The sequence below is a fragment of the Burkholderia sp. Bp9015 genome, assembly GCF_003853505.1.
Classification (GTDB): domain Bacteria; phylum Pseudomonadota; class Gammaproteobacteria; order Burkholderiales; family Burkholderiaceae; genus Burkholderia.
In genome coordinates this window covers 1-23,867 of the sequence record NZ_QTPZ01000029.1, presented here as the reverse complement: position 1 = coordinate 23,867, position 23,867 = coordinate 1, and the positions used below count along the sequence as shown (strand labels likewise).

The window sequence follows — 23,867 nt, the reverse complement described above, 5'->3', positions numbered from 1 at the left end:
GATCTCTCGATCCAGGAGGCATCAGCATGGGAATCTGTAACGGACGCACCGTCATCATCACCGGCGCCGGCGGCGGGCTCGGGCGCGAATACGCGCTCGCGTTCGCGGCCGAGGGCGCGGCGGTCGTCGTCAACGACATCCGGCACGAGGCAGCGCAGGCCGTGTGCGACGAGATCGCACGACGCGGCGGCCGCGCGCTCGCGAATTCGGACGACATCACCAGGATCGACACCGCGCAGCGGATCGTCGACGCCGCACGTGAAGCATTCGGCGACGTGCACGTGCTGGTCAACAACGCAGGCATCTGCCGCGACAAGATGTTCACCAGCATGACCGAAACCGACTGGGACGACGTGATGCGCGTACACCTGCGCGGCCACTTCTGCCTGTCGAGCGTGCTGGCGCGTGTATGGCGCGACGCCGCGAAGGCTGGCCATCCGGTCGACGCGCGCATCGTCAACACGAGCTCCGGCGCCGGGTTGCAAGGCTCGATCGGCCAGTCGAACTACGGCGCGGCGAAGGCCGGCATCGCGGCGCTCACGCTGATGCAGGCGGTCGAACTGCAGCGCTACGGCGTGCGCGTGAACGCGCTCGCGCCGGCCGCGCGCACGTCGATGACCGAAGGCGTGTTCGCCGACATGATGAAGAAGCCCGAGGACGGCGGCTTCGACTATTTCGATCCGGCCAACGTCGCGCCGCTCGTCGTGTGGCTCGGCAGCGCGCTGTCGGCCGACGTGACGGGCCAGGTGTTCGAGGTCGCGGGCGGGATGATCGCGGTGGCCGAAGGCTGGCGCACCGGCCCGAGCGTCGACCGCGGCGCGCGCTGGGCGCCGGCCGAGGTCGGCCCGGCGGTCGCGCGGCTGCTGGCCGATGCGCGGCCCGCGCAGCGCGTGTACGGGAGCTGACGATGGATCTGGCGCTCACCGACGAACAGGCGATGATCCGCGACGCTGCAGCCGACGTGCTCGCCGAGCGCAGCGCATCGGCCGACGTGCGCCGCGCGATCGAGCAAGCGGCCGGCCGCGACGACGCGCTGTGGGCCGCGCTCGCGGGCGAACTCGGCTGGAACGCGCTGGCGCTGCCGGAGGCGGCGGGCGGGATGGGGCTCGGCGCGGTCGAACAGACGCTGTTGATGGAGCAGCTTGGGCGGCGCGTCGCGTGCGTGCCGTATTTTTCGACCGCGTGCCTGGCGGCCACCGCGCTGGCCGGCTGCGATACGCCGGGCGCGACCGGCTGGCTCGCGAAGCTGGCCGAAGGCGCGTGCAGCGCGACGCTGGCATTGCCGCTCGAGCTTCCGGCCGGCGCGGGTCAACTGCCGGTCGTCGCGGAAGAAGCGGCGGGCGGTTACGCGCTGTCCGGAACGATCGAGCAGGTGATCGACGGTGCGCGCGCCGACCTGCTGATGATCCCGGCACGGATCGCGAACGAAGGGCAGGCGATCGGGGTGTTCGCGATCGACGTCGCGACGGTGTCGGGCCTGTGCGTCACGCCGCTCGACACGCTCGACGCGACGCGGCCGATCGCGCGTGTCGTGCTCGACGAGGCCCGCGTGAGCCGCGACGCGTTGTTCGCGAGCGGCGCCGCTGCCGCGAAGTTGCTCGAACGCACCGCATGGTTCGCAGCGCTCGCGCTGGCCGCCGAACAACTCGGTGGCGCACAGCAATGCCTCGATCTCACGCTCGACTACACCGGCCAGCGCGTGCAGTTCGGCCGCGCGATCGCATCGTTCCAGGCGGTCAAGCACCGCTGCGCGCAGATGATGGTGCTGATCGAATCCGCGCGCTCGGCCGTGCTCGGCGCCGCCCACGCGTGGGACGCGGAAGCCGGCAGCGGCACGCCCGGCGCTGCGCTGCGCGCCGACGTCGCGGCCGCGAAAGCCGCCGCCAACGATGCGTATGCGTTCTGCGCACAGGAGGCGATCCAGCTGCACGGCGGCGTCGGCTTCACGTGGGAATACGACCCGCATCTCTATTTCAAGCGCGCGCAGGCGTCGGGCGCGCAGTTCGGCAGCACGCCGCAACTGCTCGAATGGATCGCCTGCCAGGCGATCGACGGCGGCGCGTCGCGGCACGACGCGGTGCTCGCGTCGTCGCCGTCGGCTTCGATCGCCACGCGTTCGTCCGCCGCGCGCACCGGAGCCCTCCAATGAACAGCGAAACGCGCGAACAGCAATTGCGGCACGAAGTCGCCGACTGGGTGCAGTCGCACCTGACCGGCGAATTCGCGTGCCTGAAGTACCGCGGCGGCCCCGGCGACGAGGAAGCGTTTCCCGAACTGCGCAAGGCGTGGGAACGGGAACTCGCGCAGGGCGGCTGGACCGGCCTCGGCTGGCCGACCGACGCGGGCGGCCGCGGCTTTTCGGTCGCCGAGCAGGTGATCTTCCACGAGGAATACGCGCGCGCCGGCGGCCCCGGGCGGATGGGGCACATCGGCGAAGGGCTGCTCGGCCCGACGCTCGTCGCGTGCGGCACCGACGACCAGCGCGCGCGTTTCCTGCCCGGAATTCTCGCCGGCACGCAGTTCTGGTGCCAGGGTTACTCGGAGCCGGGCGCGGGTTCGGACCTCGCGAACGTGCGCACACGCGCCGAGCAGGACGCCGACGGTACCTGGCGCGTGCACGGCCAGAAGGTGTGGACGTCGCTCGCGCACGACTCCGACTGGATCTTCGTGCTCGCGCGCACCGATCCGGCGTCGAAGGGCAACAAGGGGCTGTCGTTCCTGCTGATGCCGCTCGACCAGCCGGGCATCGAGATTCGCCCGATCAAACAGCTCAACGGCGGCGCCGAATTCAACGAAGTGTTCTTCGACGGTGCGCGCGCGCAAGCATGCGATCTCGTCGGCGCGCCGGGCGACGGCTGGCGGATCGCGATGACGCTGCTCGGCTTCGAGCGCGGCATGTCGACGCTCGGCCAGCAGATGCAGTTCGTCCGCGAACTCGACTGGGTGATCGACGCCGCGCGCGAATCGGGCGCCGATCGCGACCCGGTGCTGCGCCAGCGGATCGGCCGCGCGTGGGCCGGCCTGCGCGTGATGCGCTACAACGCGCTGCGGATGCTGTCGGGCGCGGACGACGCGAACGGCGCCACCGCGCCGCTGCGCCGCGAGGCGCTGATCTACAAGTATTTCTGGTCGAACTGGCACCGCGACCTCGGCCAGCTCGCGATGGATGCGCTTGGGTCCCGCGCGAACGTGATCGATCCGGCCGACGAGAAGCTCACCCATCTGCAGCGCGTGTTCCTGTTCTCCCGTGCGGACACGATCTACGCCGGCACCAACGAAATCCAGTTGAACATCATGGCCGAGCGCGGGCTCGGCATGCCCAGGGAACCGCGAGGAAACGCATGACCGAACCCCAGATCCAGAAAGCGCCGGCGTACGTGCCGGGCCACCAGCTGCTCGCCGGCAAATCGGTGCTGATCACGGCCGCCGCCGGCGCCGGCATTGGCTTCGCGGCGGCGCGCCGCTGCGCGGAGGAAGGCTGTCGCGCGCTGTTCATCTCCGACATCCACGAGAAACGCCTCGAACAGGCCGTGGAGACGCTGCGCGCCGAAACGGGGCTGCAGCAGATCTACGGCCGCCTGTGCAACGTCGCGGTCGAGGACGACGTGCAGGCGCTCGTCGCGGAAGCCCAGGACAAGCTCGACGGCGTCGACGTACTGATCAACAACGCCGGGCTCGGCGGCGCGAAACGCATCGTCGAAATGGACGATGCCGAATGGTCGCGGGTGATCGACATTAGCCTGACCGGGACGTTCCGGATGACGCGCGCGATGCTGCCGCACATGCAGGCCCGCGGCCGCGGCGCGATCGTCAACAACGCATCGGTGCTCGGCTGGCGTGCGCAGGCGGAACAGGCGCACTACGCGGCGGCGAAGGCGGGCGTGATGGCGCTCACACGCTGCGCGGCGCTCGAGGCGTCGCCTTACGGGGTGCGCATCAACGCGGTCGCGCCGAGCATCGCGATGCACGATTTTCTGAAGAAGTCGGCCCCGGCCGACCTGCTGAATCAACTGGCGTCGCGCGAAGCCTTCGGGCGCGCCGCCGAAGTCTGGGAGGTCGCGAACGTGATGGTGTTCCTTGCAAGCGATTACGCATCGTACATGACGGGCGAAGTGCTGTCGGTCAGCAGCCAGCACGCATGATGAGCGCGACCCTCGACTCCGTGCGCGCGACGCCCCGCGTGTTCGCGCATCCCGGCGAACTCGCGGCGGCCGTCGGCGACACGCTCGGCGCGAGCGCCTGGCTCGCGATCGACCAGATCCGCATCGACGGCTTCGCCGACGCGACGGGCGACCACCAGTGGGTACACGTCGACCCGGTGCGCGCGAAGGACGGCCCGTTCGGCGCGTGCATCGCGCACGGCTACCTGACGCTGTCGCTCGTCAATTATTTCCTGCCGCAGATCGTGCGCATCGACGGCGCGCGGCTCGGCGTCAACTACGGCTGCGACAAGATCCGCTTCCCGGCGCCGGTGAAGGTCGGCGCGCGCGTGCGCGGCGTCGGCGAGCTGCTGCGCGTCGAGGCGCTCGACGGCGGCGTGCAGGCGTGGGTTCGCGTGACCGTCGAGATCGAAGGCGAGGCCAGGCCCGGCTGCGTCGCCGACACGATCAGCCGCTACTACTTCTAGTTTCGATTCAGAGAGCCAGCTCATGGAAGACGCAGTCATCGTTTCCGTCGCACGCACGCCGATCGGCAAGGCGTTTCGCGGCATGTTCAACGACACCGAGGCGCCCGCGCTGGGCGGCCACGTCGTGCGCGCGGCGCTCGAACGCGCGGGCGTTGCGCCGGCCGACGTCGACGACGTGCTGATCGGCTGCGCCGCGCAGCAGGGCACGCAGGGCTACAACATCGGCCGCCTGTCGGCCGCGGCGGCCGGCTTGCCGGCGTCGGTGCCCGGCATGTCGATCGACCGCATGTGCTCGTCGGGCCTGATGTCGATCGCGAGTGCCGCGCGCAGCATCGGCGCGGGCGACGCGCGGATCGTCGTCGCGGGCGGCGTCGAATCGATCTCGCTCACGCAGAACAAGCACAAGAACGGCTACCGCGCGCGTTCGCAGGCCGTGCTCGACCATCAGCCGGCCGCGTACATGGCGATGATGGAAACGGCCGAGATCGTGTCGCGCCGTTACGGCATCTCGCGTGCCGCGCAGGACGAATTCGCGCTGCAGAGCCACCAGCGCACGGCCGACGCGCAGGCGGCCGGCCGCTTCGACGCGGAAATCGCGCCGCTCGACGTGCGGCGCGCGCTGTTCGACAAGGAAGGCAATCCGACCGGCCACGAAGCCGTCCACGCGGCGCGCGACGAGGGCGTGCGCGCCGACACGACGGCCGAACGGCTCGCGGGGCTCAAGCCGTCGTGGAGAGGCGGCAAGGTCGTCGAGCAGGGCGAGTTCGTGACGGCCGGCAACGCGTCGCAGCTGTCGGACGGCGCGGCGGCGGTCGTCGTGATGTCGCGGGCCGAGGCGGAGCGTCGCGGACTGACGCCGCTCGGCACGTTCCGCGGGCTGGCCGTGGCCGGCTGCGAGCCGGACGAGATGGGCATCGGCCCGGTGTTCGCGATTCCGAAGCTGCTGGAACGTTTCGGGATGACCGTGCGCGACGTCGGGCTGTGGGAGCTGAACGAGGCGTTCGCGTGCCAGGCGCTGTATTGCCGCGACACGCTCGGCATCCCCGACGAGCGGCTGAACGTCGACGGCGGCGCGATCGCGCTCGGCCACCCGTTCGGGATGTCGGGCACGCGGATGACGATGCACGCGCTGCTCGAAGGCGCGCGCCGCGGCGTGCGGCATGCGGTCGTGACGATGTGCATCGGCGGCGGGATGGGTGCCGCCGCGCTGTTCGAGGTCGGCGCGTAACGACGCTCGAGCAAGGCTAACCGGCAGCCGAGCCGGCAGCCCGGTTCGGCTGCCATCCATTCGGGACCATTCGAGGCCGCGGCAACGACCGACGGCCCGGAGACTTGCAGCGGCAGGGCGAGCGCGTCGGCGCGGGCCCGGGCCGCTCGCAGAGAAGGAGACAAACCGATGAAACGTACTTTGCCAGGACTCGCGATGTCGGCGCTCGTGCTCGGCGCCGCGCTGTTCGCGTTCTCGCCGCGCCCGCTGCCGGCGTTCCCGGTCACCGCGATCCATGCGGACCGCCTGCAGATCAACGGGCTCGCCCGCGCCGGCACGCGCATCGTCGCGGTCGGCGAGCGCGGCGTGATCCTGTTGAGCGACGATGCGGGCGGCCGCTGGCGGCCGGCGTCGGTCACGCCGGACCAGGGATCGACGCTCACGCAGGTGAGCTTCGTCACGCCGACGCTCGGCATCGCGGTCGGCCATGACGGCCGGATCCTGCGCAGCCACGACGCGGGCGTGCACTGGCGCGAAGTTCATGGCGACAACGCGCATTCCGATCCGCTGCTGTCCGTGTGGGGAACCGCGAACGGCCCGCTGTTCGCGGCCGGCAGTTTCGGCCAGCTGCTGCGCTCGGACGATGCCGGGCTCACGTGGCAGCCGCTCAAGACACCGGCGGGCGACCGCCACCTGAACGCGGTCGTCGGCGACGGCCACGGCGACCTGCTGATCGCCGGCGAGAGCGGCACGCTGCTGCGCTCGACCGACAACGGCGCGAGCTGGGACAAGGTGCCGTCGCCGTACCAAGGCTCGCTGTTCGGCGCGCTGATGCTCGCGAACGGCGACTGGGTCGCGTACGGCATGCGCGGCAATGTGTTGCGCAGCACCGATCGCGGCGCGACCTGGACGCACGTCGACAGCCACGTGCCGGTGTCGTATTTCGGCGCGACCCAGCTTGCCGACGGCGAACTCGTGCTGGTCGGGCAGGGCGGCGCGATCGTCGGGTCGCGCGACGGCGGCCTGACCTTCGACGTGCGCAAGCTCGGCGGCGTGCAGAGCCTCGCGGCCGTGCTCGACATGGGCCGCGGCGCGCTGCTGCTCGGGGGCGAGGCCGGCGTCGCGCCGCTCGCTGCGTCGCCGTCCTGATGCGCGGCGGCGGTCGCGTTGCCGCGCCGCCCGCATCGTCCGCATCGCCTGTTTCGTCCGTTCCGACACGAGAAATCCATGAACGACCTGTCACGCTCCACCGAAGCCGTTCCCGCGTCGCGCCTCGCCGCGTTCGTCGAGCGCTGCGCCGATACCATCATCCGGCAGCGCCGGCTGCTGATGCTGCTGTGCGTCGCGGTGACGCTCGCGCTCGGCCTGTCCGCGACGCGCCTGAAGCTCGATCCGGGCTTCAACAAGATGATCCCGATGCAGCACCCGTACATGCAGGTGTTCGAGCGCTACGCGGGCGCGTTCCCCGGCGCGAACACGATCCTCGTCAGCCTGCGCTGGAAGGGCGACGGCGACATCTACAACCAGACGTTCATGGACGCGCTGCGCCACGCGACCGACGACGTGTTCTTCATCCCCGGCGTGAACCGCTCGCGCGTGTTCTCGCTGTTTACGCCGAACGTCCACTACACCGAGGTGACGGAAGCCGGTTTTCGCGGCGACGTGGTCGTGCCCGGCCAGTTCTCGAGCGCGAATCCGGACGACCTCGCGAAGGTGCGCCGCAACGTCGCCCGCTCCGGGCAGATCGGCCGCCTGGTCGGCAACGACCTGAAGTCGGCGCTGATCCGCGCGGAGTTGCGCGAGACCGATCCGGCCACCGGCAAGCGGCTCGACTACAGCGCGGTCGCGCGCCAGCTCGAGGAAATCCGCGCGCGCTACGCGAAGCAGGGCATCGACGTGAACATCATCGGCTTCGCGAAGCTGGTGGGTGACGTCGAGGCCGGGATCGCCGGCGTGATGGCGTTCTTCGCGCTCGCGTTCCTCGTGACGGCCGCGCTGCTGTTCGCCTATACGCGCTCGCTGAAGACGACCGTGCTCGCACTCGTCGTCGCGCTGCTGCCGGTCGTCTGGCTGCTCGGCGCGCTGCCGCTGCTCGGGCTCGGCATCGATCCGATGTCGATCCTCGTGCCGTTCCTGATCTTCTCGATCGGCGTGTCGCACGCGGTGCAGATGACCAATGCGTGGAAGCAGGCGCTGGTGCGCGGCGCATCGTCGGCGGAGGCCGCGCGCGACGCGTTCCGCAAGCTGTTCGTGCCGGGCACGGTCGCGCTGCTGACCAACGCGCTCGGCTTCATGGTGATCATGCGGATCAGGATCGACATCGTGCGCGAGCTCGGCATCACCGCGTGCCTCGGCGTGCTGCTGATGATCGTCACCAACAAGGTGTTCCTGCCGATCCTGCTGTCGTACACGCGCCTCGAACGCGGCACGCTCGCGCGGGCGCAGCGCACCGCGGCGGCCGGCGGAAGCCCGATGTGGTCGCGCTTCGCGCTGTTCGCGCGCCCGGCGCCCGCGCTCGGCGTGTTCGCCGTCGCGCTCGCGCTGCTCGCGTACGGCACGCTCGAGTCGCGCAGGCTCGAGATCGGCGACATCGGCACCGGCGCGCCGGAGCTGCGCGCGAACTCGCGCTACAACGTCGACAACGCGGCGATCACGCACCAGTACAACATCGGCGTCGACGTGCTGTCGGTGATCGTCGAGACGACCGGTTTCGACGACGCCTGCCTGCATTACCCGGTGATGAGCGCGATCGAGAAGTTCGAGATGAACATGCGCGGCGTGGCGGGCGTGCAGTCGGTGACGAGCGTCGCGTCGCAGGGCAAGGTGTTCATCGCCGCGTTCAACGAAGGCAATCCGCGCTGGGCCGCGTTGCCGCGTTCCAGCGATGGGCTCACGCAGGGTTCCAACGCGTTCGACCCCGACAACGGGATGAACACCGCGAACTGCAAGGCGATCCAGGTGCTGATCTACACGAAGAACCACGAAGGCACGACCATCGCGCACATCGTCGACGAGATCAAGCGCTACGCGGCCGAGAACCCGACGCCGAACGTCGCGTTCCGGCTCGCGGGCGGCAACGTCGGCGTGATGGCCGCGACCAACGAGGCGGTCGGCGACGCGGAGGTCGCGATGCTGCTGTCGATCTTCGGTGCGATCGCGCTGCTGTGCGCGGTCACGTTCCGCTCGTGGCGCGCGGTGCTGTGCATCATCGTGCCGCTCACGCTGGTGTCGATCCTGTGCAACGCGGTGATGGCGCGACTAGGCATCGGGCTGAAGGTCGCGACGCTGCCGGTGATCACGCTCGGTGTCGGCGTAGGCGTCGACTACGGGATCTACCTGTACGAACGCCTGCAGCACGACCTGCGCCACGGCGCGACGCTGCCCGACGCATTCGCCGACGCGATGCGCCAGCGCGGCACCGCGGCGCTGTTCACGGCCGTCACGATGTTCATCGGCGTCGGCACGTGGGCGTTCTCCGCGCTGAAGTTCCAGGTCGACATGGGCGTGCTGCTCGCGTTCATGTTCCTCGTGAACCTGTTCGGCGCGGTGTTCTTGCTGCCCGCGCTGGCCGCGTGGCTCGGCGTCGAGCGTGCCGAGCGCCGCGTGTCGCAACAGCCGCAGCCGTCCGCGTCGTCTGCGTCGTCTGCGTCGGCACCAGCGCGCGAACCGACGCGCGCGCTCGAACCCGGCAATCCGGCGCGCTGAACGACGCAATCCCCGAACCCCCATTACCCCGGTGCGCGGCGGGCCGCCGCGCGTCCCCCAAAGAGGAGTCAACCCACATGTCCGCACGCCCTTACAAGATCGAAGCCCAGCCGCTCGCGCAGCGCTATGCGCGCGGCTGGCACTGCCTCGGCCTCGCCCGCGACTACAAGGACGGCAAGCCGCACACGCTGAACATCTTCGGTCGCAAACTCGCCGCGTTCGCCGATTCGACCGGCAGTATCAACATCGTCGACGCATACTGCCCGCACATGGGCGCCGACCTGAGCCTCGGCACGGTCGAAGGCGACAACCTCGTCTGCCCGTTCCACGGCTGGGCATGGAACGGCGCAGGGCAGTGCGCGTCGATTCCGTATTGCAAGCGGATTCCGCCGAAGGCGCGCATCGGCGCGTGGCCGACCTGCGAGGAAAACAACCTGCTGTTCGTGTGGAACGACCCGGAAGGCAATGCGCCGCCGCCGGAAGTCGCGATTCCGAGGCTCGACGTGTGCTTCTCCGACGAATGGTCGGACTGGGTCGTCGACAAGATGGTGATCAACGCGAACTGCCGCGAGCTGGTCGACAACATCTCGGACGTCGCGCACTTCGCGACCGTGCACCATGCGCCGATCGACTATTTCGCGAACCTGTTCGAGGATCACAAGGCGACGCAGCTGATGGTCGGCCGCAGCGAGAAGCTCGGCGGCGACAGCCTGACCGCGCTGTCGACGTATTTCGGGCCGGCCGTGCACATCACGCAGATGACGGGGCAGAGCGGCGGACAGCCGATCCATTCGGTGCTGCTGAACTGCCACGTGCCGATCGACATGAACAGTTTCGAGCTGCGCTACGGCGTGATCGTGAAGAAGGTGGCCGGCCTGAGCGACGCGCAGAACCTGGAGATCGCGAACGCTTACGTGAAGGAAGCGCAGCGCGCGTTCTACGAGGACGTCGACATCTGGCACAGCAAGACGCGCATCGACAACCCGCTGCTGTGCGAAGGCGACGGGCCGCTGTACCAGATGCGCGACTGGTATGCGCAGTTCTACCTGGACGCGGCCGACGTGCGGCCGTCGAGCGTCGCGCGCAAGTCGTTCGAGATGAAGATCCGCGACGGCGAGACGCCGCCGGCGCTGCATCACGTGTTCGAACCGCAGTAACGCAATAGCGCAGTCACGGCGCGGCGTGGCGAGTGGCGGGAAAAATGGGGGGCGTATCGCTACGCCTCCCGATTGCCGCAAACGCCCGCCGGACAAGGCGGCGCGTGCTGCCGCGCGCACGCGTCGCATCGAAAGGACTTGACGGATCGGCTTGCACCGCGTAGTGTCCGAGACCGAAGTCTTCAAGAAGCTCGATTGCTCATCATTGGCCGCACGGCGTGCGGCAGTCGTTGGTCTCTCCCTCTTTGATTCTTTCTGTGCCCGTCACGGGCGCATGTTCATTTCATTCGTATTAAGGAAGTATTTGTGGATACCGGTACCGTCAAGTGGTTCAACGAAACCAAGGGCTTTGGTTTCATCTCCCCGGACAACGGCGGCGACGATCTGTTCGCCCATTTCTCTGAAATCCGCGGCACGGGTTTCAAGACCCTGGCCGAAGGCCAGAAGGTCAGCTACGAAGTGAAGCGCGGCCCGAAGGGTCTGCAAGCGTCGAACATCACGCCGCAGTAAGCCGTATCGGCACCGGTCGCCAAGCGGCGGCCGCTGCCGGACGGATCTCGCGCGGAGGCCGGCCCGAGCCGGCGTCCAGCGCGTTCCGACGCACACGACCGATGCATCGCGGCATTCACGATGCATCGGTCGTGTGCTTCCCTCATCCATCGCACGTCCGTACGACGTGCGATCCAACGCCCTCGCGACGCGTTCGCCGTGTCGCCAGCGGCCCATGCTGCAACCCGAGTAGACCGTCGCCATGCCGCACGCGGCGCGGTCCCGACTTTGCGCGGTGCTGATCGCATCGCCGCCACTGACCGCCCGACCGCCGCAACGCGCCGGGCTCCGATTGCAAGGCGGGCCCGTCGCCCGTCTGAAAGCGTTGATCCCCGGCATCCTGCCGGCCGCCGTCCCGTTGCCGGGCACGGCGCCGGTGAGTTCGCCGCGGCCGCGGTCATTCACCTTGTCTGGAGGAATTGGTTTGGCAAAAGAAGAACTGCTGGAACTGGACGGAATCGTCGACGAAGTGCTGCCGGACAGCAAATACCGTGTCACGCTGGAAAACGGCGTCGTGGTCGGCGCGTATGCGTCGGGCCGCATGCGCAAGAACCACATCCGCATTCTCGCGGGTGACCGTGTGACGCTGGAACTGTCGGTGTACGACCTGACGAAGGGGCGCATCAACTTCCGCCACAAGGACGCGAATTCGCCGCGTCCGCCGCGCACCGGGCAACCGCGTCGCTAAGCAGTAGCGATCGGGCGGCGCAACGCTGTACCGATCGAAACCCGTCCGGCCCGGTCATGCGGCCGGGCACACCGGATGGACGGCGCAGGTCGCGCCGTTCGCCGGTCTGGTTCGCGGATTCGACGTCGGCGAGCCATCTCCGACGAGCGCCGGCCCAAAGCGCGCGCTCCGCTCCCATCCAGTTGTACGCATCCACGTATCGCACCGCGCGTTTCAATATCGAAACATGCCGACGTGTCGGCACAGCGGCGTGCTCGGCCCGCTCGTGATGGTGACGCCACCACGTGGTCGCCGGGCGCGCGTGTTGGCGGCAATCAACATGGGCCGATGCATGAGAGACGCAGGCCTGTATCAACGCTGCAACACATCCATTCGCCCAACGGGCCCATTTCCGTATTTTTCGGTTTCAACACGCCTTGCGCACCCGACCCGCATTGGTGGCACGCCACTTGCAGCGGGGATGTGGCTGCGGGCGCGTGATTTCATGGAAACCGCCGTGGGCGACCGTAACGTGGCGCACGGCGTCTTCGGGGGAAGGCTCGTCGCGTGATCTACGGTTCGGTCGTGCGTTTCTCCGTCGCGACAAGACGTATTCGAGTTCGCCTTTCCTCGCCGGCCGGCGACGGGCGTGATCGAACTTCACGACGGGAAACGTTACAAGAACAACCGGTCGGCGTCTGGGGCCCAGAGTCATGACATTCACGTTCACGCTGGTCGATCTCGCCGGCTCGATTGCGCTGGTGCTGCTCGGGACGCAGATGCTTCAGACCGGCATGCAGCGCGCGTTCGGCGCTGGCCTGCGGTCGCTGCTGGAACGGGCGCTTTTCGGGCGACTCCCTGCCTTCTTCGGCGGCATGGGCGTAACAGCGGTGCTGCAGAGCAGTACGACGACCGCGGTCATGACGAGCGAGCTCGCCGCGCAGGGGCGCGTTGGCCTTGTCCCGGCACTGGCCGTCGTGCTCGGCGCGAACGTGGGTACGACGTTGCTCGTGCAGGTGCTTTCGTTCGAAGTCGGCGCCGTGTCGCCCGCCCTGATCCTCGTTGGCGTACTGATGTTCCGCAAGGTATCGAACACTTGCGCTCATGAACTGGGGCGCACGCTCATCGGCCTGGGCCTGTTGCTGCTCGCACTGCATCATCTGCAGGAGTTGATGACGGACTACGAGGATGCGCCGAATCTTCGGATGCTGCTGAGCGACGCTTCCACGATACCGCTGATCGACGTCCTGCTGGCGGCCGGCCTGGCCTGGGCCGCCGATTCGAACGTCGCGATCGTGCTCCTGATCATGTCGCTGTGCGCGCAAAACGTCATTCCCCCCGATACGGCTTTCGCACTGGTGCTGGGTGCCAACCTGGGCGCGGCCATTCGCCCGGTGCTGGAGGAGACCGCGACACACGATCCTGCCTCCCGATGCGTGCCGGTCGGCATGCTGCTCATTCTGTCGGCCGGCGTGGTGATTGCGCTTGTCGCACTGACGCCGATCGGTTGCGTCATGGTCAGGATCGAACCGGACAATGGGCGGGTGGTGGCCGATTTCCATACGCTGTTCAACCTGTCGCTGGCCGGCCTGTTCCTGCCGCTGCTGGTCCCGTACGCCGACCTGCTGACCCGACTGCTTCCTTCGCTCGTGAAGGTCTCGGCCGCGTCCCGATCGCAGTACGCCGATCCGCTCGCGGAACAGGCGCCCGGGATCACGCTCGCCATGGAGGCCCGTGATGTGCTTCCCGTCGTCGACACGCGATACGGGATACGTTCACGAGCCCGTGCCGCATCGATCGCCCGTGCCGGAGCGTCGGTCACGGAAGTTCATACCCACGACGACGTTCTCGACAATGTCAGGATTGCGCCCCGGACACCGCTGACGCGCCCCGATGCCGGACAACTTGCCGGCTACGAGGGACGGCACCGGCATGCAGGAGAGGACCGGCTACAGGAGGACGCGCGGCATTGCATCGAAATCGGGAAATGCGCCGGCCATACGATCGAGCACCTTGGCGCCGACGGCAACGTGCAGACGTACTACCCGGCGAAGTCGCTGTGGCTCACCCTGCAGGACATCCAGGTCGTCAGGCGACTGGAGCCCGCCGGAGGGACAACGCATTCGACGCTTTCGACCTATGTCCAGGGGACGGCGAGTCTGGACGACTGCTGTCTGTCGATCATGGGTGACGTGCGGAACAGCACGCGCACGATACACATCACCTTCGCGGCTCGCGAGATCGGCCAGCCTGAACGGCACGGCCTTCGCGAATTGCAGGACGAACTGGGCATCACCCATTCGGACGATCCGCTTGGCACGGCACGGCTCGGCTACAACGAGTCCGATGACGAGATGCAGGAACCGGCTCAGTGGTGGGCATGGTGCGACGTGCCGGCGAGCAGCATGCAGGCACTTGCCGACGGTGTCGAGGCGGGACAGGTCACAGCCGTCAAGGCCGGGCTGTGCCTGCGGGACGTCTATACGTCGATCCCGCCCGGTGCCGTGCTGGCGGGGGGATTGCGCGTGTTCCTGAGGCCCGGCGAGGATGACAACGCATTGAAGGCGGCGCCGATCGCCAGCGGATACGTCGTGTATCTCGCCATCGATCTCCCGAAGGTCAGCCTGCCGGGAGATGGCCGGACAGCGCGGATGCCGCTGCGCACGGACGACGGGAATCCCGTCGTGGCGCTGACGGAGAGGCTCGACAAGGTGTTCACCGGCTTGAAGTGGCTCGCTGCGCTGGTCGCGATCCTGGTTGTCGTGCTTCTGAGCAAGGGGCGGTGACAACCAGGAAGCCGGGGGCTGCCGATCGCGTTGCGGCCGATTCGGCTACCGGCTCCGAATCACTGCATCAAGCGTGCGCAATGCTCGAGCGGCCGCGTCTCGCAGGAAATCTTCGACGAACGGCTCGCATCATGCCGATTGCCGCGCGTGTTGTACGCTGACCGCCGTTCAGGCCGCCACCGCCCGTGCCCGCGCCATCGTCAGCGCCGCATCCTCGATCATGTCCTCCTGCCCGCCGACGAGCCGCTGCCGGCCGAGTTCGACGAGGATGTCGCGCGCCGGAATCCCGTACTTCGCTTCCGCGCGCTTCGCGAACAGCAGGAACGACGAGTAGACGCCCGCGTAACCGAGCGTCAGCGCATCGCGGTCGAGGCGGATCGGCGCGTCCATGATCGGCACGACGAGATCCTCGGCGACGTCGGAAATCGCGAACACGTCGACGCCGGTCTCGATCCCCATCCGGTCGCACACCGCGACGAACACTTCCATCGGCGTATTGCCGGCGCCGGCACCGAGGCCGGCGGCAGCCGCGTCGATCCGGTTCGCGCCGGCGGCGACCGCCGCGACCGAGTTCGCGACGCCCATCGCGAGGTTGTGGTGGCCATGGAAGCCGAGTTCCGTCTCCGGCTTCAGCGCGGCGCGCACCTGGCCGATCCGCGCGGTCACGTCGTCGGGCAGCATGTGGCCGGCCGAATCGGTGATGTAGATGCAGTTCGCGCCGTACGACTCCATCAGCTTCGCCTGCACGACGAGCTGCTCGGGCGACGACATGTGCGCCATCATCAGGAATCCGACGGTATCGAGGCCGAGCGTGCGCGCGAGGCCGATATGCTGTTCCGACACGTCGGCTTCGGTGCAGTGCGTCGCGACGCGGATCGTGCCGACGCCGAGCTCGTGCGCCATGCGCAGGTGCTCGACGGTGCCGATGCCGGGCAGCAGCAGCGCCGACACCTTCGCCTGCTTCAGCTCCGGAATCACGGCGCTCAGGTACGCCTCGTCGGTATGCGCGGGAAAACCGTAGTTAACCGAAGCGCCGCCGAGCCCGTCGCCGTGCGTGACCTCGATCAGCGGCACGCCGGCCGCATCGAGTCCGCGCGCGATGTTGCGCATCTGGTCGAGCGTGATCTGGTGACGCTTCGGGTGCATCCCGTCGCGCAACGACATGTCGTGGACGGTGATCTTCTTGCCTGCAAGTGACATCGTGTGACTCCTCGACTCAAGCGGTGGCGGCCGTCGCGGCCAGCATCTGTTCGGCGAAACGCTCGGCCGTGGCGGCCGCGGCGGCGGTCATGATGTCGAGATTGCCCGCGTATTTCGGCAGGTAATCGCCGAGCCCCTCGACTTCCATGAACACCGACACGCGGTTGCCGTCGAACACCGGGCCGTTCTTCAGCGTGTAGCCGGGCACGTAGCGCTGCACTTCCTTGACCATCGCATGCACCGACGCGGTGATCGCGTCGACGTCGGGCGGGCCGTCGGTCAGGCAGTGGATCGTGTCGCGCATGATCAGCGGCGGCTCGGCCGGGTTGATCACGATGATCGCCTTGCCCTTGCGGGCGCCGCCGACCTGTTCGATCGCGCCGGACGTCGTGCGCGTGAATTCGTCGATGTTCTTGCGCGTGCCGGGGCCGACCGAGCGCGACGATACCGTCGCGACGATCTCGCCGTACGCGACCGGCTGCACGCGCGACACCGCGTACACCATCGGGATCGTCGCCTGGCCGCCGCAGGTCACCATGTTCACGTTCACCTGCGCGCTGCCGAGATGCGCGTCGAGGCTGACCGGCGGCACGCAGTACGGCCCGATCGCGGCTGGCGTCAGGTCGATCATCTTCACGCCGAGCGCGGTGAGCTTGTCGGAGTTGTCGCGGTGCACGTAGGCCGACGTCGCGTCGAACGCGATGCGGATCTCGTCGTCGGCGACGTGCGGCAGCAGCCCGTCGACACCTTTGTCGGTGGTCTTCAGCCCGAATTCGCGGGCCCGCGCGAGGCCGTCGGACGCCGGGTCGACGCCGACCATCCACACCGGATCGAGCACCGGCGAGCGGCGCAGCTTGTAAAGCAGGTCGGTGCCGATGTTGCCGGGCCCGATCAGTGCGCATTTGATTTTCTTCATCAGGATCCTTCCTCTTCCTTTAGATAAAGCGGACGTCGCAACCGCCGATGCCGGAGATGTGCATCGACAGCGCGTCGCCGGCCGTGACCGGAATCAGTTTTGCGAGCGAGCCGGACAGCACGATCTCGCCGGCGAGCAGCGGCACGTCGTATTCGGCGAGCGTGTTCGCGAGCCACGCGACCGCGTCGGCGGGATGGCCGAGCGCCGCATCGCCGCGGCCTTGCGCGACGATCTCGCCGTTCTTCTCGATGGTCATCTCGCACGCGGCGAGATCGAGCGTGCGCGGATCGACGCGCGCATCGCCGAGCACGTATACGCCGCACGACGCGTTGTCGGCGACGGTGTCCTCGATGCGGATCGCCCAGTCGCGAATGCGCGAATCGACGATCTCGAAGCAGGGCGCAACCGCGGCCGTCGCGGCGATCACGTCGGTGCGGTCGATGCCGGGGCCGCGCAGGTCGCGCGCGAGGATGAACGCGATCTCGCCTTCGGCGCGCGGCGCGATCAGCGACTCGGTGGCGATCGCCTCGCCGGCCACGTAGTGCATGCCGGACAGCAGGATGCCGAAATCGGGCTGGCGCACGTTCAGCATGTCCTGCACGGCCTGGCTCGTCACGCCGATCTTCTTGCCGACCACCGATTCGCCGCATTCGACGCGGCGTTCGATGAAGCGTTGCTGGATCCGGTACGCATCGTCGAGGGACAGCCGGCGCGGCCGCCTCGACAGCGGCGCGACCGGCGCGCGGGAGTGCCACGCGGCATACAGCTCGTCGCCGAGCGTCGCATGCAAGCGGTTGGACATGGTAGGGCCCTCGAATGGAAAAGGCCGCCGTCCCGGGCGGCGTCGGGCGCCGGAGCGAGGCTCCGGCGCGGGCGGCGATTTGCTTAGTTACCCGAACTGCGGATCGCGTCCGGCGAGAAGTACGCTTCGCTGAACTGCGGGCTGCTGTCGAGCTTCGGCATCGGCCCTTCGTTGGTCAGGCGGTCGGCCATGTAGGCGCCGGAGATCAGGTCGTGGAAGAACACGACACCCGGGTAGAACGTCTTCGCGTCATATGCGTACAGCGTCGTCGCGACGTTGGTGCGCCACAGCTGGCCGCGTGCGTCGTAGTTGTCGGCGAGCAGCGTCATCCACGAATCCTCGTCGATGTACAGCACGCGCTTCGCGTACTGGTGACGATAGCCGCTCTTCAGCGTCGCCTGCAGCACCCACACGCGATGCAGTTCGTAACGGATGTACGAAGGGTTTTCATGTCCCTTGGTCAGCAGGTCCGCATACTTGACCGAGCTGTCCATCGCCTTGTAGTTGTCGTACGGCACGTAGACTTCGCGCTTGCCGACGATCTTCCAGTCGTAGCGGTCGCCGGGGCCGTTGTACAGGCGGTCGTCGTCGACGGTGCGGAAGCCGCCGGGGCCCTGCGGCTGGTCATATCCGTACTCCGGCGCCTGGCGCACGCGCCGCGTGCCCGGGTTGTACATCCACGTGCGCGACGAGTTGTCCGCGCCGGCCTTGTCCCAGTTCGTGAAGCCGACGATCAGCGAGCCGCGGTCGGACAGCGGCAGCTCCGTCGCGTTGCGATAGAACGTGCGGTTGTTCAGGTCGCTCTTCACGTCGTACTTGCCGACGTTGCGCGGCGAGTAGATGTCGTAGCGCACCTTGCCCCACGCGATGTTGCCGTCGGAGTACACGACCGCCTGGTCGTAGGTTGCCTGCTCGGTGCCGATCGCCGACGAGAAGCGCTGGTTCCACAGCAGCTCGGCGGCCGTCTTCGGGATCGGGTACGGCACCTGCGGCGGCGCGTTGGTCAGCCCGTTCGCGTCGGACGTCATCGTCGAATCGGGCGCATACGTGCGGATGTCCTTGTAGACGGAATCCGCGTAGCGGAAGTCGCGGTGGCTCGGGTAGACGTTGATCTTGAACGTGGCCGGATAGCGCTTGAACATCGCCTTCTGGCCGTCGGTCAGGTGCTCCGCGTACTGCGCCATGTTCTCGGCGGTGATCGTCGCGACCGGCTTCTCGTTCGCGAACGGATCGGGGTAGCGGCTGCCGCGCTTGTACTGCACGTCGGGTGGCGTGCCGAGCCACTTGCCCGACCACTCCGGCACGCTGTTGTCCTTGCTCGCGGCGCGCACCGCGCCCATCGGCGTGAGCGGGCCGTCGAGCGCCTTCAGGTCGTCCGGCGTGACCTTCGGGAACGAGGCCGTCGCGACGAGCGCGCACGCGGCCATCACCGATGCGCGCAGGAGGGGGAGACGAGTTCGTTTCATGACAAATCCTCTTCTTGCTGAGTGACGAGCGGCCGGGCCGCTCAGAAGTGGTAGGTCGCCGTGGCGAGCACGTAGTCGCGATCCGCCAGCGGACGCGTGACCGGGTTGGGCGAGCCGAGGAACTTGGCGTAGACGAGCGCCAGCTGCAGGTTGCTCAGGCGCGTGAACGTCACGCCGGCGGTCACGCGGTGATCGCCCTGGCCCGTCAGCGAGCCGAGCGCGCCGGCGAGCGGCGACGTGCCGGTCAGGTCGTGCGAGTAGGTCAGCGGCACGTCGAGATCCCAGCCGTTGAACACGTTCTTGTAGCTGAGCGTCCACGCGATCTCCATCGCGAGCGCGTTGCGCGAGTTGGCGAGCGTGGTCGAGCCGTCGAGCGCGGAGATGCCGCCGGCATGCACGTACGTCAGTTCGCCGACCAGCGACTGCGAGTTTGCGAGGAAGCTCGGCCCGATCGAGTAGATGCCCGACAGGTTGGTCTGCAGCACGTTCGCGCGGGTCGACTGCGGGCCGGTCGGCGTGTTGACGAGCACGGCCGCGCCCTGGCGGTACGACACTTCGCCCGCGACGTTCACCGGGCCGACCTGCGTCGAGAAGCTCGCGCCGGTCAGCTTGATGTTGCTGAAATATTTCTGCTGGTACTGGAGCGTCGGGAAGTACGTCGTGACGACGCTCGGGTTCATGTCGTTGTAATGCAGGTGGTACACGCCGAGCTCGGTGTCGCCCAGCACGCGCACGCGTGCGCCGATACCCCACTGGTTGCGGGCGCTCGGCTTGTCGTCGGCCCCGCGCGGAATGATCATCCCGCCCGGGCCGATGATGAACTGCGCGCCCGGGCCGACCACGTCCGAATAGCTCCAGTACGTGCCGGGCGCGGTCAGGCGGTTCTGCTGGAACGAGAACTGGTAGTAGCCGAGCAGGCTGAAGTTCGGCGTGATCTGCCACTGCGTCGAGATCTGCGGCACCGGCAGCAGGATGTCCTTCACCTGAGCGCCCGCGACATAGGACTTGGTGGCATCGGCCGGGCCTTGCGCGCCCGCGATGTTCGGGAAGAACAGGCTTTCGCCCCACGCGACCACCTGGTCGCCGACCTTCACGTTCAGGCTCGTCGGGCCGATCTTGAAGGTGTTGTAGGCGTAGGCGGCGAGCAGCGTCGTGTGGCCGCCCGACCAGTAGCGGGCGTCGCCGGTGAAGTTGTTGTACTGGCCCGTGTGGTTGACCGTGCCGGGCGCGTCGTTGTAGTTCGGGTGGCGGTACGCCTGATCATAGAACGTGCTCGCGCGGACGAACACGCCCCAGTCGTCGTGCTTCAGGTTCACTTCGCCGAGCAGGCTGACCTGGTTCTCGATCAGCTTGTTCTTCGCGAAGTTGCGGTCGCCGTCGTCGCCGTTGATGTTCGCGGGCGTCAGCAGATTGCCGCTCGGCGCACGCGTGCGCATGCCGAGGCCGTAACTCAGCGTGAACGTGTAGTCCAGCGTCGTGTCGGCGCCAAGCTCGATCGTGCTGCCGGCGTGCGCGTCGGGAACGACGCAAGTCAGCAGCGCGGCGGCCAGCGTCGACAGCGCGGCGGTGGCCCGCTTGTCGGTACGGCGCGAAATCCGTTGATGCATGGTGTCTCCTCTGGGGGTATCGACGACGGTCGACTGTGGTTGTCGTGAGAGGCAGAGTAGGGAGATCGCGATAGCAGGGAATCGTCAAAATGAACTAGATGACTTCCCTAGGACTGGAAACGATCGGCGCACGCCTCTGGCGGCGCGTGCGTCAGCGCGCTTGCATCTGCGCTGCGGCCAGGAACGCGGGCCGTTCGCCCCCGCCGTCGAGTCGCAGGTTCGCGCCCGACGTGTACGACGCGTCGGGCGACGCGAGGAACAGGCACGCCGACGCGACGTCGTCGGGTGTCGCGAGCCGTGCGGCCGGAATCGTCGCGCGGATCGCATCGAGCGCCGCATCGTCGCCGTAGTGGCCTTCGGTCGCGGATTCGGTTTGCACGAGGCTCGGGCTGATCGCACACACGCGCACGCGCGGCGCCCACTCGACCGCGAGCGACGTGACCGCGTTGACGAGCCCCGCCTTCGCGGCGCCGTACGCGGCGGTGCCGGGCGACGGCCGCGACGCGCTGACGCTCGCGATGAACAGCATCACACCGCCGTGCGGTTGCGGCTGCATGATCGCGTTCACGCGCTGCGCGAGTTGCAGCGGCGCGATCAGGTTCAGCCGCACGATCGATTCGGTGAAGCGCGGCGATGCGTCGGCCGCGAGCACGAACGGCGAGCCGCCCGCGTTGTTGACGAGCACGTCGAGGCCGCCGGTTGCGGCGCGGGCCGTCGCGAGCATCGCGTCGACCTGCTCGATGTCGCGCAGGTCGGCCGCGATGAAGGTGGCCGTGCGTCCGCCGGCGGACGGCGGCGTGTCGGGCGCGCTGCGCCCGCACACGAACACGCGCGCGCCCGCCGCGAGAAACCGCTCGGCGATGCGCCGCCCGATGCCCTTGGTGCCGCCCGTCACGAGCACCGTCTTGCTGCTGTAGTCGAATCCGTTCATCGTCTGCCTCCGTTTCGGTGGCCCGATGATAGGAACAAGCGCGCGCGGCTTCGTAGTCTGAAAGGATGATGCCGGGCGGCGCCGGCGGCGTAATCATCGTGGCAGGCATCCATCGACCGACGAAGGAGACAAACCCGCGATGACGACCCCCACGACGCCGCCGGCCGGCATCTTCACCGACGTACCGGGCGGCTTGCGCCTGCATCATTTCGAGGCGGGCGCAGGCCGCCCGGTGGTGTTCATCCACGGCAGCGGCCCGGGCGCGAGTGGTTTCAGCAACTTCAAGCACAACTACCCCGCGTTCGCGGCGGCCGGCCACCGCGCGATCGTCGTCGACCTGCCGGGCTACGGGCAGTCGTCGAAGCCGTCCGACGTCGCCTACACGCTCGATTTCTTCGTCGGCGCGCTGCACGCGCAGCTGGCCGCGCTCGGCATCGGGCCGGCCGTGCTGCTCGGCAACTCGCTCGGCGGCGCGATCGCGCTGAAATACGCGCTCGATTACCCGGACGAAGTCGACGGGCTGATCATGATGGCGCCGGGCGGCGTCGAGGATCGCGACACCTATTTCCGGATGGAAGGGATCCAGCGGATGGTGAAGCTCTTCACCAATCGCCAGATGAATGACGACACGATGCGCGAGCTGCTGACGCTGCTGGTGCACGATCCGGCGATCGTCACCGACGCGCTCGTCGCCGAGCGGATGAAGGTGTGCGTCGAGCAGCCGACCGAAGTGTTGTCGACGATGAGCGTGCCGAACCTGACGGGTGCGCTCGCCGACCTGCGCTGCCCGGTGCTCGGTTTCTGGGGCACGGACGACCGCTTCAATCCGGTCGGCGGCGCGCTGACGTTCCTCGAGCGTTGCCGCGACGCGCGCTTCGTGCTGCTGAACCGTTGCGGCCACTGGGTCATGGTGGAGCATGCGGCCTATTTCAATCGGGAATGCATCGATTTCCTGGCTGCGCCGACGGCGCGATGATGCGCGATGGTTTTGATGGCCGGCCCGTTCGTGACCGGTTCGCCTAAATACAAGGAGACACAATGAAACTCATCGAAGACCTGTTCGACCTGCGCGGCAAGGTGGCCGCGATCACCGGCGGCGCGCGCGGCATCGGCGCGGAAACGGCGCGCACGCTGGCCGCGGCCGGCGCGAGCGTCGCGATCCTCGACGTGCTGTCGCAGCCCGCGGAAGCGCTCGTCGAGGAGATCCGCGCGCAGGGCGGCCAGGCCGCGTTCTGGTCGCTCGACGTCACGCAGGAGGCCGACGTCGAGCGCGTGTTCGGCGAGATCGTCGCGCGCTTCGGGCGCCTCGACGTGCTCGTGAACAACGCGGGCATCGAAGGGCACAACGTGCCGACGCACGAACTCACGCTCGCACAGTGGCAGCGCGTGCAGGACGTGAACGTCAACGGCGTGTTCCTGTGCACGCGCGCGGCGATTCCGCGCTTGGAAGCGGCCGGCGGCGGCTCGATCGTGAACCTGTCGTCGATGTACGGGATCGTCGGCGGCCCCGACGTGCCCGCGTATCACGCGTCGAAGGCCGCGGTGCGGATGATGGCGAAGGTCGATGCGATGCTGTATGCGGCGAAGAACATTCGTGCGAACTCCGTGCATCCGGGCTACATCCGCACGCCGATGCTCGAGGACGCGTTCCGCCAGATGGGCCAGGATCCCGACAACGTGTTCGGCTATCTGCAGACCCACGTGCCGATGGCGAAGATCGGCAGCCCGCGCGACATCGCGGCCGGCATCCTGTATCTCGTGTCGCCGGCCGGGCGCTACGTGACGGGCGCGGAGCTGGTGATCGACGGCGGATACACCGCGCGCTGATACGCCGCGGCGGTCGAAACAAGAGAGGAGGCAGGCAGTTGAAAGCGCTCGTGGCAGTGAAGCGCGTGGTCGACGCGAACGTGAAGGTCGGCGTGAAGTCCGACCGCACCGGCGTCGACATCGCGAACGTGAAGATGTCGATGAACCCGTTCGATGAAATCGCGGTGGAAGAGGCCGTGCGGCTGAAGGAGGCCGGCGTCGTGACGGAGGTGGTGGCCGTGTCGGTCGGTGTCGCGCAGGCGCAGGAAACGCTGCGCACGGCGCTCGCGATCGGCGCGGATCGCGCGATCCTCGTCGAAGCTGGCGACGCGGTCGAGCCGCTCGGTGTCGCGAAGATCCTGAGGGCGCTGGTCGACAAGGAACAGCCGCAACTGGTGATCCTCGGCAAGCAGGCGATCGACGACGATTCGAACCAGACGG

At 68.1% G+C, this 23,867-nt stretch carries 20 protein-coding genes and 1 pseudogene; 15 read left to right on the top strand and 6 right to left on the bottom strand.

Annotation, left to right across the window (positions count from 1 at the left end; all coding sequences use genetic code 11):
* Nucleotides 1–26 precede the first annotated feature (26 nt).
* The 12 genes from DIE12_RS26705 (at nt 27) to DIE12_RS26650 (ending at nt 14,698) form a co-directional block, all read left to right on the top strand.
* Nucleotides 27–905, top strand: a complete 879-nt coding sequence (locus DIE12_RS26705) for an SDR family oxidoreductase (protein WP_044845667.1) — start codon at nt 27–29, stop codon at nt 903–905.
* 2 nt (nt 906–907) lie between these two features.
* A complete protein-coding gene (locus DIE12_RS26700; protein ID WP_124521974.1) occupies nt 908–2,149 on the top strand; it encodes an acyl-CoA dehydrogenase family protein in 1,242 nt (413 codons plus the stop codon).
* Nucleotides 2,146–3,345: an acyl-CoA dehydrogenase family protein gene (locus DIE12_RS26695; RefSeq protein WP_124521972.1), complete on the top strand. Its 1,200-nt coding sequence runs from the start codon at nt 2,146–2,148 to the stop codon at nt 3,343–3,345. Before DIE12_RS26700 ends, DIE12_RS26695 begins: the two co-directional genes overlap by 4 nt.
* Nucleotides 3,342–4,142 (top strand): SDR family oxidoreductase, encoded by an 801-nt coding sequence (locus tag DIE12_RS26690; RefSeq protein WP_044845664.1) that lies wholly within the window; start codon nt 3,342–3,344, stop codon nt 4,140–4,142. The genes DIE12_RS26695 and DIE12_RS26690 overlap by 4 nt, the downstream gene beginning before the upstream one ends.
* Nucleotides 4,142–4,627 (top strand): MaoC family dehydratase, encoded by a 486-nt coding sequence (locus DIE12_RS26685; protein WP_124522103.1) that lies wholly within the window; start codon nt 4,142–4,144, stop codon nt 4,625–4,627. Before DIE12_RS26690 ends, DIE12_RS26685 begins: the two co-directional genes overlap by 1 nt.
* 22 nt (nt 4,628–4,649) lie before the next feature.
* Nucleotides 4,650–5,855, top strand: a complete 1,206-nt coding sequence (locus tag DIE12_RS26680) for an acetyl-CoA C-acyltransferase (protein ID WP_124521970.1) — start codon at nt 4,650–4,652, stop codon at nt 5,853–5,855.
* Nucleotides 5,856–6,023: 168 nt separating this feature from the next.
* Nucleotides 6,024–6,983, top strand: coding sequence for a sialidase (locus DIE12_RS26675; RefSeq protein WP_124521968.1), 960 nt, complete (start codon nt 6,024–6,026; stop codon nt 6,981–6,983).
* Nucleotides 6,984–7,061: 78 nt separating this feature from the next.
* The gene (locus DIE12_RS26670) at nt 7,062–9,539 is read left to right on the top strand and encodes an RND family transporter (protein WP_124521966.1); all 2,478 of its coding nucleotides are present in this window, start codon (nt 7,062–7,064) and stop codon (nt 9,537–9,539) included.
* Between the two features lie 77 nt (nt 9,540–9,616).
* The gene (locus DIE12_RS26665; RefSeq protein WP_124521964.1) at nt 9,617–10,696 is read left to right on the top strand and encodes a Rieske 2Fe-2S domain-containing protein; all 1,080 of its coding nucleotides are present in this window, start codon (nt 9,617–9,619) and stop codon (nt 10,694–10,696) included.
* Nucleotides 10,697–11,002: 306 nt separating this feature from the next.
* Entirely contained in the window at nt 11,003–11,206 is a 204-nt protein-coding gene (locus DIE12_RS26660; protein WP_006751843.1) for a cold-shock protein, read from the top strand.
* A 463-nt stretch (nt 11,207–11,669) separates the two neighbouring features.
* On the top strand, nt 11,670–11,933 hold the full coding sequence (gene infA, locus DIE12_RS26655; protein WP_011355053.1) for a translation initiation factor IF-1: 264 nt from the start codon (nt 11,670–11,672) through the stop codon (nt 11,931–11,933).
* Nucleotides 11,934–12,625: 692 nt separating this feature from the next.
* Nucleotides 12,626–14,698, top strand: coding sequence for a Na/Pi cotransporter family protein (locus tag DIE12_RS26650; protein ID WP_124521962.1), 2,073 nt, complete (start codon nt 12,626–12,628; stop codon nt 14,696–14,698).
* A gap of 168 nt (nt 14,699–14,866) precedes the next feature.
* On the opposite strand, the gene dmpG is transcribed toward DIE12_RS26650, so the two are convergent.
* The 6 genes from dmpG to DIE12_RS26620 all read right to left on the bottom strand — a co-directional run bounded on the left by dmpG (nt 14,867) and on the right by DIE12_RS26620 (nt 21,620).
* A complete protein-coding gene (dmpG, locus tag DIE12_RS26645; protein ID WP_059539660.1) occupies nt 14,867–15,898 on the bottom strand; it encodes a 4-hydroxy-2-oxovalerate aldolase in 1,032 nt (343 codons plus the stop codon).
* A 16-nt stretch (nt 15,899–15,914) separates the two neighbouring features.
* A complete protein-coding gene (locus DIE12_RS26640) occupies nt 15,915–16,814 on the bottom strand; it encodes an acetaldehyde dehydrogenase (acetylating) (RefSeq protein WP_124521960.1) in 900 nt (299 codons plus the stop codon).
* A gap of 19 nt (nt 16,815–16,833) precedes the next feature.
* Complete coding sequence (dmpE, locus tag DIE12_RS26635) at nt 16,834–17,616, bottom strand: 2-oxopent-4-enoate hydratase (protein ID WP_124521959.1); 783 nt, start codon at nt 17,614–17,616, stop codon at nt 16,834–16,836.
* An 83-nt stretch (nt 17,617–17,699) separates the two neighbouring features.
* A complete protein-coding gene (locus DIE12_RS26630) occupies nt 17,700–19,082 on the bottom strand; it encodes a DUF1329 domain-containing protein (RefSeq protein ID WP_124484696.1) in 1,383 nt (460 codons plus the stop codon).
* 41 nt (nt 19,083–19,123) lie between these two features.
* Complete coding sequence (locus DIE12_RS26625) at nt 19,124–20,689, bottom strand: DUF1302 domain-containing protein (protein WP_124484697.1); 1,566 nt, start codon at nt 20,687–20,689, stop codon at nt 19,124–19,126.
* 151 nt (nt 20,690–20,840) lie between these two features.
* The gene (locus tag DIE12_RS26620) at nt 20,841–21,620 is read right to left on the bottom strand and encodes an SDR family oxidoreductase (protein ID WP_124521958.1); all 780 of its coding nucleotides are present in this window, start codon (nt 21,618–21,620) and stop codon (nt 20,841–20,843) included.
* Nucleotides 21,621–21,759: 139 nt separating this feature from the next.
* Between DIE12_RS26620 and DIE12_RS26615 the strand changes: the two genes are divergently transcribed.
* The 3 genes and pseudogenes from DIE12_RS26615 to DIE12_RS26605 form a co-directional block, all read left to right on the top strand.
* The gene (locus tag DIE12_RS26615) at nt 21,760–22,596 is read left to right on the top strand and encodes an alpha/beta fold hydrolase (RefSeq protein WP_124484699.1); all 837 of its coding nucleotides are present in this window, start codon (nt 21,760–21,762) and stop codon (nt 22,594–22,596) included.
* 62 nt (nt 22,597–22,658) lie between these two features.
* A complete protein-coding gene (locus tag DIE12_RS26610; protein WP_044844631.1) occupies nt 22,659–23,447 on the top strand; it encodes an SDR family NAD(P)-dependent oxidoreductase in 789 nt (262 codons plus the stop codon).
* A 38-nt stretch (nt 23,448–23,485) separates the two neighbouring features.
* Nucleotides 23,486–23,867: pseudogene (locus DIE12_RS26605) on the top strand (electron transfer flavoprotein subunit beta/FixA family protein); the annotation flags it as partial.

What these genes read in the sequence shown, in the direction of transcription:
- DIE12_RS26705 (WP_044845667.1), top strand. Translation starts at nt 27, where the DNA reads ATGGGAATCTGTAACGGACGCACCGTCATCATCACCGGCGCCGGCGGC.
- DIE12_RS26700 (WP_124521974.1), top strand. Translation starts at nt 908, where the DNA reads ATGGATCTGGCGCTCACCGACGAACAGGCGATGATCCGCGACGCTGCA.
- DIE12_RS26695 (WP_124521972.1), top strand. Translation starts at nt 2,146, where the DNA reads ATGAACAGCGAAACGCGCGAACAGCAATTGCGGCACGAAGTCGCCGAC.
- DIE12_RS26690 (WP_044845664.1), top strand. Translation starts at nt 3,342, where the DNA reads ATGACCGAACCCCAGATCCAGAAAGCGCCGGCGTACGTGCCGGGCCAC.
- DIE12_RS26685 (WP_124522103.1), top strand. Translation starts at nt 4,142, where the DNA reads ATGAGCGCGACCCTCGACTCCGTGCGCGCGACGCCCCGCGTGTTCGCG.
- DIE12_RS26680 (WP_124521970.1), top strand. Translation starts at nt 4,650, where the DNA reads ATGGAAGACGCAGTCATCGTTTCCGTCGCACGCACGCCGATCGGCAAG.
- DIE12_RS26675 (WP_124521968.1), top strand. Translation starts at nt 6,024, where the DNA reads ATGAAACGTACTTTGCCAGGACTCGCGATGTCGGCGCTCGTGCTCGGC.
- DIE12_RS26670 (WP_124521966.1), top strand. Translation starts at nt 7,062, where the DNA reads ATGAACGACCTGTCACGCTCCACCGAAGCCGTTCCCGCGTCGCGCCTC.
- DIE12_RS26665 (WP_124521964.1), top strand. Translation starts at nt 9,617, where the DNA reads ATGTCCGCACGCCCTTACAAGATCGAAGCCCAGCCGCTCGCGCAGCGC.
- DIE12_RS26650 (WP_124521962.1), top strand. Translation starts at nt 12,626, where the DNA reads ATGACATTCACGTTCACGCTGGTCGATCTCGCCGGCTCGATTGCGCTG.
- dmpG (WP_059539660.1), bottom strand. Translation starts at nt 15,898, where the DNA reads ATGTCACTTGCAGGCAAGAAGATCACCGTCCACGACATGTCGTTGCGC.
- DIE12_RS26640 (WP_124521960.1), bottom strand. Translation starts at nt 16,814, where the DNA reads ATGAAGAAAATCAAATGCGCACTGATCGGGCCCGGCAACATCGGCACC.
- dmpE (WP_124521959.1), bottom strand. Translation starts at nt 17,616, where the DNA reads ATGTCCAACCGCTTGCATGCGACGCTCGGCGACGAGCTGTATGCCGCG.
- DIE12_RS26630 (WP_124484696.1), bottom strand. Translation starts at nt 19,082, where the DNA reads ATGAAACGAACTCGTCTCCCCCTCCTGCGCGCATCGGTGATGGCCGCG.
- DIE12_RS26625 (WP_124484697.1), bottom strand. Translation starts at nt 20,689, where the DNA reads ATGCATCAACGGATTTCGCGCCGTACCGACAAGCGGGCCACCGCCGCG.
- DIE12_RS26620 (WP_124521958.1), bottom strand. Translation starts at nt 21,620, where the DNA reads ATGAACGGATTCGACTACAGCAGCAAGACGGTGCTCGTGACGGGCGGC.
- DIE12_RS26615 (WP_124484699.1), top strand. Translation starts at nt 21,760, where the DNA reads ATGACGACCCCCACGACGCCGCCGGCCGGCATCTTCACCGACGTACCG.
- DIE12_RS26610 (WP_044844631.1), top strand. Translation starts at nt 22,659, where the DNA reads ATGAAACTCATCGAAGACCTGTTCGACCTGCGCGGCAAGGTGGCCGCG.